The sequence below is a fragment of the Cupriavidus sp. BIC8F genome (genome assembly GCF_032465815.1).
In the GTDB taxonomy this organism is placed as follows: Bacteria; Pseudomonadota; Gammaproteobacteria; order Burkholderiales; family Burkholderiaceae; genus Cupriavidus; species Cupriavidus necator.
Genome location: NZ_CP136096.1, coordinates 282,977 through 295,661, shown reverse-complemented (window position 1 = coordinate 295,661; position 12,685 = coordinate 282,977). Strand labels below are relative to the sequence as shown.

General features: G+C 61.7%; 11 protein-coding genes and 2 pseudogenes. 8 read left to right on the top strand and 5 right to left on the bottom strand.

Translation table 11 applies throughout. The features are described 5' to 3' along the window. The first annotated feature begins 168 nt into the window (after window positions 1–168). Together tnpC and RS901_RS36225 are read left to right on the top strand one after the other, a co-directional pair. Window positions 169–1,623: an IS66 family transposase gene (tnpC, locus tag RS901_RS36230; RefSeq protein ID WP_316148913.1), complete on the top strand. Its 1,455-nt coding sequence runs from the start codon at window positions 169–171 to the stop codon at window positions 1,621–1,623. Between the two features lie 472 nt (window positions 1,624–2,095). Continuing rightward, on the top strand, window positions 2,096–2,575 hold the full coding sequence (locus tag RS901_RS36225) for a hypothetical protein (RefSeq protein WP_316157461.1): 480 nt from the start codon (window positions 2,096–2,098) through the stop codon (window positions 2,573–2,575). A 231-nt stretch (window positions 2,576–2,806) separates the two neighbouring features. On the opposite strand, the gene RS901_RS36220 is transcribed toward RS901_RS36225, so the two are convergent. The 3 genes from RS901_RS36220 to RS901_RS36210 form a co-directional block, all read right to left on the bottom strand. Further along, window positions 2,807–3,385, bottom strand: coding sequence for a hypothetical protein (locus tag RS901_RS36220; protein ID WP_316157460.1), 579 nt, complete (start codon window positions 3,383–3,385; stop codon window positions 2,807–2,809). A 53-nt stretch (window positions 3,386–3,438) separates the two neighbouring features. Then, window positions 3,439–3,711, bottom strand: coding sequence for a hypothetical protein (locus RS901_RS36215; RefSeq protein ID WP_316157459.1), 273 nt, complete (start codon window positions 3,709–3,711; stop codon window positions 3,439–3,441). A gap of 332 nt (window positions 3,712–4,043) precedes the next feature. Next, window positions 4,044–4,352, bottom strand: a complete 309-nt coding sequence (locus RS901_RS36210; RefSeq protein ID WP_316157458.1) for a hypothetical protein — start codon at window positions 4,350–4,352, stop codon at window positions 4,044–4,046. Window positions 4,353–4,566: 214 nt separating this feature from the next. On the opposite strand from RS901_RS36210, the pseudogene RS901_RS36205 reads away from it, so the two are divergent. The 6 genes and pseudogenes from RS901_RS36205 to istB form a co-directional block, all read left to right on the top strand. Then, window positions 4,567–5,094: pseudogene (locus tag RS901_RS36205) on the top strand (IS21 family transposase); the annotation flags it as partial. A gap of 146 nt (window positions 5,095–5,240) precedes the next feature. After that, a complete protein-coding gene (locus RS901_RS36200) occupies window positions 5,241–6,473 on the top strand; it encodes a tyrosine-type recombinase/integrase (protein WP_316157457.1) in 1,233 nt (410 codons plus the stop codon). After that, on the top strand, window positions 6,470–7,429 hold the full coding sequence (locus RS901_RS36195; RefSeq protein WP_316157456.1) for a tyrosine-type recombinase/integrase: 960 nt from the start codon (window positions 6,470–6,472) through the stop codon (window positions 7,427–7,429). The genes RS901_RS36200 and RS901_RS36195 overlap by 4 nt, the downstream gene beginning before the upstream one ends. Further along, entirely contained in the window at window positions 7,422–8,426 is a 1,005-nt protein-coding gene (locus tag RS901_RS36190; protein WP_316157455.1) for a tyrosine-type recombinase/integrase, read from the top strand. Before RS901_RS36195 ends, RS901_RS36190 begins: the two co-directional genes overlap by 8 nt. Before the next feature lie 121 nt (window positions 8,427–8,547). After that, window positions 8,548–9,585 (top strand): annotated as a pseudogene (gene istA / locus RS901_RS36185) (IS21 family transposase); the annotation flags it as partial. Between the two features lie 21 nt (window positions 9,586–9,606). Further along, window positions 9,607–10,359: an IS21-like element helper ATPase IstB gene (gene istB, locus RS901_RS36180; protein WP_316157628.1), complete on the top strand. Its 753-nt coding sequence runs from the start codon at window positions 9,607–9,609 to the stop codon at window positions 10,357–10,359. Between the two features lie 237 nt (window positions 10,360–10,596). Here the strand turns inward: istB and RS901_RS36175 are convergent, their stop codons facing one another. Together RS901_RS36175 and RS901_RS36170 are read right to left on the bottom strand one after the other, a co-directional pair. After that, complete coding sequence (locus tag RS901_RS36175) at window positions 10,597–11,004, bottom strand: DUF1173 family protein (protein WP_410054264.1); 408 nt, start codon at window positions 11,002–11,004, stop codon at window positions 10,597–10,599. A 232-nt stretch (window positions 11,005–11,236) separates the two neighbouring features. After that, a complete protein-coding gene (locus RS901_RS36170) occupies window positions 11,237–12,559 on the bottom strand; it encodes an IS4 family transposase (protein ID WP_316157301.1) in 1,323 nt (440 codons plus the stop codon). Window positions 12,560–12,685 lie beyond the last annotated feature (126 nt).

Genomic DNA, 12,685 nt, shown 5'->3' with positions numbered 1-12,685 from the left:
ACAAGAAACGCCTGGATCCTGTCCTCGAAAGGTCCGGAGACGGCGGCGGGAGCTACCCACTTGCCCGCGTCGCGGAGGAAGCCACGTGCCGTCGAACGGAAACTCTCCTTGGGGGGTAACTATTCAGCGGGTGTTGTAAACATTGGCTGAACCCGGCATAGTGTCGGGATGTCGAATAAGACCCCCGAGTTGCCGGTTCCCGATTTGAAGTCGATGACGCACGAGCAGAAAGATGCGTTCATCATCGAACTGGTCGCAATGGTCAATACGCTTCTGAAGCGGGTGGATGAGTTGGAGGCAAGGCTCGGGAAGGACAGTCACAACTCGAGCAAGCCGCCATCGTCGGATGGCTTGCGCCGCAAGCCGAAGTCTCTGCGCGAGCGTGGCAAAGCAAAGGCCGGTGGTCAGCCCGGCCACAAGGGCAACACGCTCAAGCGCGTTGAGCAGCCTGATCACGTTGAAATCCATTCGGTTGCGCCGTTGTGCGACGCTTGTGGTCAGCCGATTGCCCGCGAGGACGTGTCGGTATTGGCCGAATCGCGGCAGGTCATTGACCTGCCGCCAATCCGCTTTGAAGTGACCGAGCATCGCGTCGAGCGGGCACAGTGCGGATGCGGGAAGGTGCATCGCGCAGCGTTCCCCGCAGGCGTGAGTCAGGCGGCGCAGTACGGATCGCAGATCAAGGCGGCAGTCGTGTACCTGACGCAATATCAGCAGCTGCCGGTGGACCGTACGACCCAGGCGCTGGCCGATCTGTTCGGTGTGCGGCTGAGCACAGGTACAGTCCAGAACTGCATCAACGAAGCCGCCTTTGCGCTCAAGCCTGCCGTTGCACAGATCAGGCAGGCGTTGCAGGAGGCGACCGTGGCACACTTCGACGAATCGGGGGTGCACGTGGCAGGCAAGCTTCACTGGCTGCATAGCGTATCGACGGCGATGCTCAGCTGGCTGGGCGCGCATCAGAAGCGGGGCAAAGAGGCCATGGACAGTCACGGCATTCTCCCGGCGTTCACGGGCGTTGCCGTGCATGACGGCTGGGCCCCCTATGCGCACTATGAATGCGAGCACGCGTTGTGCAACGCCCATCACCTGCGCGAGCTGATTTTCATCTCGGAAACCACACAGCAGCCCTGGGCCGCAAAGCTGATTGAGCTGCTGCGCCAAGCGTGCGGCGAGGTCGGCCGCAGTATCGACCAGGGTGCGCAGAGCCTGCCCAAACAGCGTCAAAGTTACTACCGGCAGCGTTCGAGCAAGTTGATTGCCGAAGGCCGTAGACTCAATCCGCAGCAGCAGCGTGCCCCCTCGCAGGCAAAGCAGCGAGGCAAGATCAAGCAAAGCCCTGCGTTCAATCTGCTGGCGCGTCTGGAACGTCATGCCGACCAGGTCTGGCGCTTTATTGCCGATCATCGGGTGCCATTTACGAATAATCTGGCCGAGCGCGACATCCGCATGCCCAAGCTCAAGCAGAAAGTCTCTGGCTGCTTCCGCAGCCAAAACGGTCTCGACGCGTTCTGCACCATCCGCTCCTACCTCGCCACCCTGCGCAAGCAGTCCCGACCTCTCTTTGAAGCCTTGGCTCACGCGTTCACCGGCAACGTGCTTTCGCCCATGCCCGCTGAATAGTTACCTTGGGGGAAGGTAACGGCACCGCTCGCCTTCTGTTCGTTGCACGTCGGCGTGCCCACGATACGGCTAGCATCTTCAGGTCTTCTTCGCATATGCCTCGATTGGGAGGCCAACTCCTGGTGCGCTGAGCGACCCATCGGCAAACGAATGCAGCTTGCCGGACCACGCTCAACGACGATCCCTGATCAATCAGCTTCGTGAGATACGCGGCTCGCTCGGCAGCCAACGGGGCATCCTGGTGCCGCTTTACTGCGGACGGACGGGAGAAGAGTAGTTCGAACATGGTGGTCACCTCCTTGGGGAAGGACACACCATTCTATGGGTTCCTGATTATGTGGCCAGCCCCAAGGCGAACCCACGATGGATCAACGGGTTCCCGGGACTGCGCCACATAACTGCGCTCGCCACATACTTCGAGTGGTGTGGCTAGCCACACCACTCGAAGGACCATCGCCCCGATCTGAAGCAGTTGCTGTTCATCCTTACCATGACCGCCGACGGCAACATTCCCGTCGCGTTTCGCTGTACCGACGGCAACGCGAGCGACTCGCGTACCCACATTGAGACCTGGAATACGCTGCGCGCCGTGGCAGGGCGCAGCGACTTTCTCTATGTAGCCGATTCAAAACTGTGTTCGCGAGAGAACACCGACTACATTGATCGCGCGGGCGGGCGCTTTGTTACCGTGATGCAGGCGCTCATTGAGCGCGAGCTACGTCTTGCCATGAAGCGCGAGCACATCGATGAACTTCCTCTGTACCCGGAGCAGCGTCAGTGCAGACGCCCCACCACCGAACAAATCTTACGTCTGTTCAGCCTCGCTGAGCGCCACCAGTTGATCGAAGGTGCGCACACCGTGCAAGTCTTCGACGTGCCGCTAACTGGCTTGCAGCATCAGGTGCTCACGCTACTCGGCGTCTCAGAGAACGTCTTTCGGTCGCCAGGCTAGCAACGAAATTCGCGTCAAATTGTGTCCGCGACGTGCGGAATGTAAGGCTGGCGGCCGCCCTTGCGCCATTACGTGTGCACAGGCCCGAGCCGGTGAGTCCTTCGCGCTGGCCGCAGCTGGGGTAAAGCAGAGGAAATTCGAGAGGGCGGAGGCGAGCGGTCGCAGCATGGAAATGTCCTGGCTTGTGGAGCTTCCAGCTTGCCGCGGCCTGCGCGAAGTCAAGGCTCGGCGTTATCCGGCAAGCATGTCTAATGCCCGCGCGACAAACTCTTCAAGAATGGGGAATGGCCATTCATCGTCTTCCTTCGCTTCCTCGGCGATTGCTGCGGCGAGGGCCGGTATGTGATCGAACCGGACCAGGGGGGCGCCATCTATATAGATGACCTTCGAGCGGCGGACGAGTTTGCGGTACCGGCCGGCGTCCTCCAGGACGGTTTCGGGCGGGGATACATGCTTGAACTGGAATCCAGGCTGCGCCAACGCCGCGGCCATGGCGGCGAATTTCGGCCCGTTCGTTGCCCATTCTCCAGTGGTCGACGCGAGCAGGTTCAGGAAATAAGGAATGTCGGAGGAGGTCAGCTCACGGCGGGCGAGCATGGAAATCGTCTGCTGGTCTGCCGGCCGGTGTTCCACCCGGGTGTTCCAGATCGCGCGCAACTGCGCAAATGCGGTGTCCGTGTCAGTGGATTCCAGGCGGACTGGCGACGTTGAGATACCGCATTCCTCACAGACGACGACGGCCTGCAGCCGGCCGGCGATGAAAAGTGGGGCGCCATCGCAGTGGGCGCAGTTGAGCAGGCCGGTTGGCATGGCAAGGTCCGGGTGGAAAAGCCGGAATTATGCCTGCACCGACCGGCTGCCCGTTAAGATCGCTCGTCGGGCTGTTCGAATACCGGCTCGTTGATGGCGAGGTATCGCGTCGAAGTGCTGAGCAGGTTGCGGCACGCGGTGCCCTGGAAGCCCTGCAGCATGTCGCTGTGGTCGCGAAGCGTGCGGCCGATCTGCCAGAACTCGTTGAGCCAGTGACCCTCAGGCCCCATCGGACCGCCGTGGCGCCCGATTGCGATCGCGCCGCGAATGGCTAGGACGGTTTCAGGCTCCGGGTATTCGGATTGGTCGTTATCGAACTGCTGCATTGCTACCTTGTTGATTGGCCCAGTGCAGGGCCGGGTGGATGTGGGACCTGTCAGCCTCTCGGAACAGCTCGATGGCACCGCTTTCGCGGACCGCCTGAACCATCGTGAACTTAGCGTAGCGCGCGCGACCCGAAGTCAAGCAAGGAGTGAACCATGTGGACTTGCACGAAGTGCCGGCTCTCGGTGATGTTTAACGCGGCAGACCCACAGCTGGACGAACGCGGCTTCTTTTTCATCGGCCTTGGGTGCGGACATAGAAATCCGCTCGCCCGGGTTGGACCAACGCACAGGGGCGACGATGCTCCCCTGTATCTCGCTCAAGTCGTGGATGCCTAAGGCTCACCAGAGCCCAGCGCCGCCCCGCTTGCCCTGAAGCATCGGACCGGGAACTCGAAGAGCGTCGCGCAGGCGCACTGGTCGCCGCAACGAGCCGAGACGGTTGTCTCTGCAGCCAGGCCATAGCGAATGGCAGAGGCCCGAAGGTGGGCCGCGTCGATGCAATCTTCCGTAAGCGCGGCCAGCACCTCCTGCGCGAAGCCGTTCAGGCGCGCCAGTTCCGCGCCGATAGGGCCGTGGATGTAGAGGTAAAGGCCGTTCTGCATCTTGCGAACGGCCATCGTTTCGGCGGCCATGCGGGCCAACAGTGCTTCCGCAGCCTGCCAGCTGCGTTTTCCGCGCCAAACTGGACACCCATTCCACGGCAAACTGGACACTGATTCCACGGCAATCTGGACGGCGATTCCAGCGCAAACTGGACACTGATTCCGCCTCAAACTGGACAGCTTGAGGCGGCCACGAAGGGCGTAGCAACGCGGGATAACCGTGGCACTCTGGCAGATTTTTCCGGGGTGTCAGTTGGCCAACAAGAGGTTATCCATGCGTAAAATCCAAGAAGTATTGCGGCTGTATTTCGGCCACAGCCGATCGAAGCGAGAAATCGCTCGCATCATTGGCGTCTCGCCGACCACCGTGTCCGATTACTTGGCACGTGCCAAGTTGGCGGGCCTGAGTTATCCGCTGCCGTCGGAGTTGGACGAACCGTCCCTGGAACGGCTGCTGTTCCCGCCCAGCGAGCCGTCTTCGGTGCAGCGACCAGCGCCGGACTGGCTGCGCGTCCACAACGAACTGCGCGGCAAGGGCGTGACACTGGAATTGCTGTGGCAGGAGTACAAGGCCGGGCAGGAGGACGGCTTCCAGTACAGCGCCTTCTGCGACCACTACCGGCGCTGGCGCCAGCGGCTGTCGCTGTCGATGCGCCAGACCCACACGCCGGGAGAGAAGCTGTTCATCGACTACGCCGGCCAGACGGTGGCCGTGACGGACGGTGCTACTGGCGAGATCAAGCAGGCCCAGATCTTCGTTGCCGTTCTGGGCGCGTCTAATGCAAACAGCGTTTTTATGCGACGTCGAGCGATGCGGTCCAGCAGACGTGGCAGTCTGAGAGTGGTCCTCGACCAAGTCAGGCGGAATTGGACTTCACATAAAAAAACAGGTCTCCTGTAGTGGCCGTCCCCCTTCAGGAGCCATTCATGGATACCCTTCCTTCGCTTCACGCTGCACCGGCTTCGTGGCTGCGCGACAGCGTTCTCGCTCCGTACATTGGTGGCTATTGTCAGTACCTCGTCAGGCGAGGCTACGCCGATCACACCGTAAGAATGTACCTGTATTGTGTCGCACACTTCGCCCGCTGGATACGACGCCGTCGGATTGCCGCGTGCGACCTTACAGACGACGTAGTTCGGCGTTTCATCACTGAACACCTCCCGCGCTGTACCTGCCCACCGCCAGTTCGAAGGCACGGGCGCACGGTCCGAGCGGCACTGCGGCATCTGCTCATCGCACTGGATGAAGCCGGGCTGCTGCGTAAGGAGCAGGTTATCGCCGCGATTGATGATGAACTTCGCCGCTTTGATGATTACATGAACCGCGCACGCGGACGGGCGCGAAGCACGCGAATGCAACGTCTCAGCATCCTACGATGCTTCCTGCAACAGAGCCACGGTGCTGGCTCACCTACCCAGGACGAACTGCGCCGGTTCATCGACAGACAGCTTCGGCGACTGTGTCCGGGCAGCGCAAAGGTTGTTGCAGGCACGCTGCGCGCGTATCTCCGCTATCGAGCAACATTGGGGGACGCGGTGGCGCACTTGCTGCCGGTCATCACATCGCCCGCGAACAGACGCTTGGCGGTATTACCGCAGACGCTGTCGCAGCAGGAGGTTTTGCAGCTGCTTGACGCATTTCCACAAGGGTTGCCATCCAGGCATCGCGCTTACGCCATGGTCCGGTGCCTCGTCGATCTGGGCCTGCGAGCCGGGGAAGTTGTCACCATCGATCTGGACGACATCGACTGGGAAGCGGGAACCCTTCGCATCGCCAAGAATAAGTCGCGTCGAGTAGACGTGCTGCCGTTGCCCCAGACCACGGGCCAGGCCATCGCAACCTATCTACAAGTGGAGCGACCTCCGACGGCGAGCAGGCGCGTCTTTGTTCGCCATGTCGCGCCGGTTGATGCCCCGATCGGCCCGGAGGTGCTACGCAAGATTGTGCGCGAGGCATATCGGCGCGGCGGACTTCCCCATACGAGGGTGCACATATTGCGCCATACGCTGGCGAGTCGGATGCTCGCCAGCGGAAGCACCCTCAAGGAAGTCGCCGACGTGCTGCGTCATCGTGAGCTCGACACGTCAATGATTTACACCAAGGTCGACATGGTTCACCTATCGGCTGTTGCAATGCCCTGGCCGGGAGGTGTGAGATGAGCACTACCAACAACACTGTACAGCTTGCTGTCGAACGATATCTGAATCAGCGCAGACGACTTGGCTTCGAACTGAGTTTCACCGGCCAGCAATTAATGCGTTTCGCCCGGTACGCGGATGCCCGTTGGCATCGAGGGCCGCTGACACTCAAACTGCAACTCGACTGGGCGCGCGAGCATGTCAAGCGCACCGGACCTGTGACCTGGGCTCGCAGGTTGGAAGTCGTTCGACCTTTCGCGGCATACTACCGCCAGTTCCAGCCCGACACCGAGATCCCTGACTTACACACCTTCGGGCCAGGCCATCGGCGCTTAGCGCCGCACATTTACACCAGGCAGGAAGTGTGCGATTTGCTCGAGCAGGCAGGTCGCCTGCCCCCGTTGGACGGACTACGACCCGCGACCTACCGGACGCTGTTCGGCCTTATCGCCACCGTCGGCCTTCGGCTCTCAGAAGCATTGAACCTTCGTGATGGGGACGTCGATTTGCGACGTGCTTGTTTGACCGTGCGTCATACCAAGTTTAACAAGTCGCGTTGCCTGCCGTTGCACAGCAGTGCAGTACAAGCGCTCAACGAATACCGGCAACTTCGTGATCGGCGTGTCGAAACCCGTGCGGACATGCCGTTCTTCGTGTCGCAATCGGGCTGCGCCCTGCCGAAGAGGACGGTTCAAGACGTCTTCGTCCAACTGCGTCGGCAATTGGCTTGGCAGGCACGCGGGGACTACCCGCATCCGCGCATTCAGGACCTGCGCCACAGCTTCGCCGTGGCTCGATTGCTACGATGGTATGAGACAGGAGAGACCGTCGATCACGCCGTGCTCTGGTTATGCACCTACCTTGGTCATGCCAGCATCTCGGATACTTACTGGTACCTCAGCGGCACGCCAGAACTGATGAGGGTGGTGGGTGCGAAGTTCGAATGTTTTGCACTGGAGGAGGTGCGCCATGCATAGTTCAACTTCACCCACCTTCGGCGGCTTGGTGCAGGAGTTTTTCACCGACTACATGGTGCAGCAGCGAGCGCTCAGTCCTTGTACCGTCGCTTCCTATCGCGATGCCTTCTTGCTCATGTTGCGATTTGCCGAGCAACATCTGGGCAAGCCGCCGTCGGTCTTGCGGTTGGCTGACATTGACGCGAAGTTCCTGGCCAGCTTTCTGGAGCACCTCGAAAAAGACCGGCACAACACCGTCCGTAGCCGCAATATCCGGCTGGCGGCTATACGGTCTTTCCTGCGATTCGCGGCTCGTCGCGACCTCGCGAACCTGCGTGTCATTGAACAGGCGATGGCGGTCCCAATGAAACGCTTTGACAGGCCGATGATCGGATTCCTGTCAAAGGAGCAAATGTTGGCCCTCATGGACATTTCTACGGCGAGCTGGCTCGGTCAACGAGACCGACTGCTCTTGACCTTGCTTTATAACACTGGCGCACGAGTATCGGAGATCGTTGGTGTTCAGGTCGGCGACGTCATCCTTGGCCCGACCTCTTTCATTCACCTACATGGAAAGGGACGCAAGCAGCGGTCGCTGCCGCTTTGGAAGAGCGCAGTCCGAGATATTCGCGACTGGCTTGGCCGCAACCCGCAATTGACCGAGCGATCGCCGCTGCTGCCCACACGTCAAGGCAATGCAATGAACCGAGCCACGGTCTGTCAACGGCTGAAGCTGGCGACCAAGGCAGCGTCGGAACGACATCCCGAACTCGCTGACGTCAAGGTATCACCGCACCGTATCAGGCATTCGACCGCCATGGCGATGCTGCAGTCCGGTGTATGGCCCACTGAGATTGCGTTATGGCTCGGTCACGAGAGCCCGACGACGACGCACATGTACGTCGAGGCGGACCTTAAGATGAAGGAGCGCGCGCTCGCTCGGTTGAATCCGCCAATTGTGAAACGAGCTCGGTACCAGCCACCCGCGACGCTTCTGCAATTCCTGAAGTCGCTATGATTATGTGAATCGAATGAGGACACGCCGCGCCTCCAACCGAGCGCGGCACCTCACTCGTCTTGGCAGGATCTACATAAAAACGCTGTTCGCATTAGACGCGTCATGCGTATGTTGGCATGACGCGTCGAACTACACCTACATCGAGGCGACCTGGTCCCAACAACTGCCCGACTGGATCGCCAGCCATGTGCGTGCCCTGAACTTCTTCGGCGGTTGCACCGAGTTGTGGGTGCCGGACAATCTGCGCAGCGGCGTGACCAAGGCGTCGCGCTACGAGCCGGACCTTAACCCGACCTATCAGGACCTTGCCAGCCACTATGGCGTGGCTGTATTGCCGGCCCGTGTACGCCGCCCCAAGGACAAATCGAAAGTGGAGAACGCGGTGTTGGTGATGTCGCGCTGGGTGCTGGCGCGCCTGCGCCATCAGCGCTTCTTCAGCCTTGGCGAACTGAACCGCGAGATGCGTGCCCTGCTGATCGCCTTGAACCAACGGCCGTTCAAGAAGCTGCCCGGCAGCCGCGCCAGCGCCTTCGCCGAAATGGATCAGCCAGCCTTGCGCCCCTTGCCGGCACAGCCCTATGAATACGCCGAGTGGAAGCTGGCCCGCGTCGGCGTTGACTACCACGTCGAGGTAGACGGCCACTACTACTCGGTTCCTTACCAGCACGCACGCGAGCAGGTCGATGTACGCGTCACCGGAGCGACGGTCGAGATCTTCCGACACGGCCACCGGCTGGCCAGTCATGCCCACTGCGCCTTCAAGGGCCGGCACACGACGGTTGACATGCACATGCCGCGGACCCACCGCGAGGTAGCGGGCTGGAGCGCGGAGAAACTGACCAGCCGGGCTACTGCCATCGGCCCCCGCTGCGCCACGCTGGTCGAACGCTTGTTGCACCAGCGGCGCCATCCGCAGCAGGCGTTCCGCAGTTGCCTGGGTGTGCTTCGGCTGGGACAGGAGTTCGGCAACGCGCGCCTCGAAGCGGCCTGCGCGCATGCGCTCAAACTCAACGCCGTGAGTTGGAAGAGCCTGCAATCGATCCTCAAGAATAGCCTGGACTTGCAGACCCCGCCGGGCGCGCAACGCACGCTCGACCTGCCGGAGCACGAGAACCTGCGCGGCGCCCACTACTACCAATCGAACTCCATCCTGCACTGAAGCGCCAACGAAAGGAAAATGATGCTGCACCATCCCACCTACGACAAGCTGAACAAGCTGCGCCTGTTCGGCATGGCGCGCGCCTTGCACGATCAGGGCAGCCTGGACCTTGATCACCTCGGCTTCGAAGAGCGCCTCGGCCTGCTGGTTGACCGCGAGGCGACCGAGCGTGATGGGCGGCAGTTGGCTTTGCGCCTACTGCGCGCCAAGCTCAAGCCGAATACGGTTGCCGAAGACACCGACTACCGCCACGCACGAGGACTGGACAAGCCATTGTTCCAGCGCCTGCTGGCCGGGCAGTGGCTGTCTGAGAAGCAGAACGTGCTGCTGACCGGCCCGACAGGCGTGGGCAAGACTTGGCTCGCTTGCGCGCTGGCCCACCAAGCGTGCCGTCAGGGCTACAGCGCCTACTACGTGCGCTTGCCGCGCCTGCTCGACGAACTGAGCATCGGCCGAGCCGACGGCCGTTACACCAAATTGCTCAAGCAGTTGGCCAGAATTGACGCCTTGGTGATCGACGACTGGGGTCTGGCTGTCCTCGACGATGTGCACCGCCGCGATCTACTGGAGGTGCTCGACGACCGCCACGGCGCCCGTTCGACCATCGTCACCAGCCAATTGCCGATCGATCACTGGCACGCCGCCATCGGCGATGCCACATTGGCCGACGCGATCCTCGACCGGCTCGTCCATAACGCGCATCAGCTCACGTTGAAAGGTGATTCCATGCGAAAAATGCGCGCCCGTTTGACAGCGCAGACTGACCAGGAGTAAAACCCGAACTTCGACCCCGCGTCGCTGCGCCCGTAGTGTCCAGTTTGGCCTGGAACGCGTGTCCAGTTTGCGTTGGAACAGGTGCCCAGTTTGCGGCGGAGCGGGTGTCCAGGTTCGGCGGAATACGCATGCCAGCCGATGCGCAGATGGCGCTGGATTAGCGCCACCGACGCGGCGCGGTGTTGGTGGACCAGTTCCATTGCCCTATGGAACAGTTCTTCATCCATCGCTGCGTGATCAGCCTGCATGGGTGGTCTCCGGGGCTGTCCCGACAGGGGGCGGCAGCCGAACCGCGGAAAGCGGTTGCGCGGGAGTGTTCCATTCGACGAACGGCACGCCGGCGGCGCGGTAGCGCTGGCGCTTTGCCGCCATTCGGGTGTCGTATTCCGGGTTGCCAGCCATTCCCAGCACTTCGATTACCACCTCCGGCGATGTGTCGGTCAGCACGAAATCGGGATGAACCGGCGCGTTGCCGATGTGCCGGAGCGGTTTACGGAAGGCGCGCCGCTGTGCCACCAGGTGGTCCGCCATCGCCACCTCGTGCGCCGAGTCGCAAGGCAGAAACTGCGCGTTGGTGAGCATCGCGGCTGCGTCCACGATCGTGAGGTAGTTCGACTTGGATCGTTCGAACAGCAGGATCGCCACGCAACGCTGATCAGGCTGACCCACCCCCGCGTGCGCCGTGCCATGGGAGCGCTGCCAGCGGGCGAGCAGGAAGATATCTCGGTGGCGCCGTATCCTAGCGTCGGGTGGCGCGTGGAGGTCTTGCCCGCGCCGGCGTAAGCCTTGACTTTGAGGGCGTCGCCGCCCTTCACCGCGTCAACGACGGCGTCCTGCTCGTCGGTCGGGGCCATTAGACCCACCCCTTTCAAGGTGATCAAACGACACGTCCAGCCTTGATGACACGGGCCGTAGACACATGCCGTCGTGCCACGCAGCCGGCAACATAGCCTTTCTTCTTGGGCGCTTTCGGTCCCCGTGCATGTTTGCGCATCGCGCGGGGATCAACGTGCGTCGCGATTTTGAGCAGCATGCGGCCGAGTTGGGCCGGAGTGAGTGGGTCATAGCCTTGCCACACCTCGCTTGGTACAGCGATCATCATGCCGGCATACGTCGCCCGGATTTCGCTGGCGAGGTAATACGGCGAAAGCTCGATATCGCTGCTATCCAGTTCATGTTGGATTCTCACCGCGGTCGCAATCACGCTCAGCACGTTATATGCGAGCGCGGCCACGCCAAAGGCCAGCAGCGCCGCGCGTGGCTGACTCAACGAACGGATCTCGCTATTGAGCACGGATTCGAGTCGCTGAAACAGATTCTCGATGCTCCAGCGTTGCCGGTAGCGCTTGGCCACGGCCTCGGCTGTCAGGTGGGTGGCAGGGACATTGGTCAGCAGGCGGATGACGGTGTCACCGTCCTCGGTAGCGCCATCCAGATGCAGTTCAATGCGCCGCAGCACCAGCGGCGCGTCTGACTCATCCGGAATGCTGACCGCCTGCTCGTACACGAGCCCAGTCTCGACCCGGCCCATTTTGCGTGCCGGCTCCAGCTCGCTGGGGTTCGGATTGCGGCCGTGCTCCCGCACGATGAAGGCGCTGCCACGTCGCTGCCAGCCGGCCAGGATCGCCCGGGTGCTGAAGTTGCGATCGGCGATCCACAACTCGCCAGGCTGGGCCGATTCGAGCAGGGTTTCCATGATGGCCCGCTCCTGGGCATGCGCGTCTTCACAGGGCACCAGATCGACGATCATCGCTGTATCCGGGTCGTAGACCACCAATGACTGCCCCGGCAAGGCCGCGCCGCGAAACCCACGCAATGGTTTGAGGCGCTTTTCGCTCGCCGGCAAATGGCTGCCATCCACGATGCGCAGGCGATAGCCGTCCACCGAGGGCGGCTGCTTGCGCAACATCGGTTGCACAACCGGCGCCAGCCGCCGCGCGCTGCCTTGCACCAGGGCACGAACCAGCCCCGGCTCGGTTCGGCTGATCTTGTCGTACAGCGCGGTAATGGATACCGGCAGCGCCGGACTGGCCTTGGCCGCCGCATGCACCGACGGGCGCAGCCCCACGGCCACCAGCGACATGATTTCCACCGTGGTCGAGAACAATAGCTCCCGCGTGTATTGCATCTCCCGCTCCTGCTCGAACAACTCATCGATCCAGGCCGGATCGAGCGCGCGTTGCAGCCCCAGGCGCGCCATCACGCTGATCGGGCTATGTTCGATGAAGCGTTCCACCACTGCATCCAGTACCACGCCACTGACTCCGCTTTCGGCTCGAAAACACGGAGCGTGCCCTATTTTTCGTCACCTTGAAAGGGGTGGCCA

Bases quoted from the DNA above. Each gene is read 5' to 3' on its own strand.
- tnpC (WP_316148913.1), top strand. From the start codon at position 169: ATGTCGAATAAGACCCCCGAGTTGCCGGTTCCCGATTTGAAGTCGATG.
- RS901_RS36220 (WP_316157460.1), bottom strand. From the start codon at position 3,385: ATGCCAACCGGCCTGCTCAACTGCGCCCACTGCGATGGCGCCCCACTT.
- RS901_RS36215 (WP_316157459.1), bottom strand. From the start codon at position 3,711: ATGCAGCAGTTCGATAACGACCAATCCGAATACCCGGAGCCTGAAACC.
- RS901_RS36200 (WP_316157457.1), top strand. From the start codon at position 5,241: ATGGATACCCTTCCTTCGCTTCACGCTGCACCGGCTTCGTGGCTGCGC.
- RS901_RS36195 (WP_316157456.1), top strand. From the start codon at position 6,470: ATGAGCACTACCAACAACACTGTACAGCTTGCTGTCGAACGATATCTG.
- RS901_RS36190 (WP_316157455.1), top strand. From the start codon at position 7,422: ATGCATAGTTCAACTTCACCCACCTTCGGCGGCTTGGTGCAGGAGTTT.
- istB (WP_316157628.1), top strand. From the start codon at position 9,607: ATGCTGCACCATCCCACCTACGACAAGCTGAACAAGCTGCGCCTGTTC.
- RS901_RS36170 (WP_316157301.1), bottom strand. From the start codon at position 12,559: ATGGCGCGCCTGGGGCTGCAACGCGCGCTCGATCCGGCCTGGATCGAT.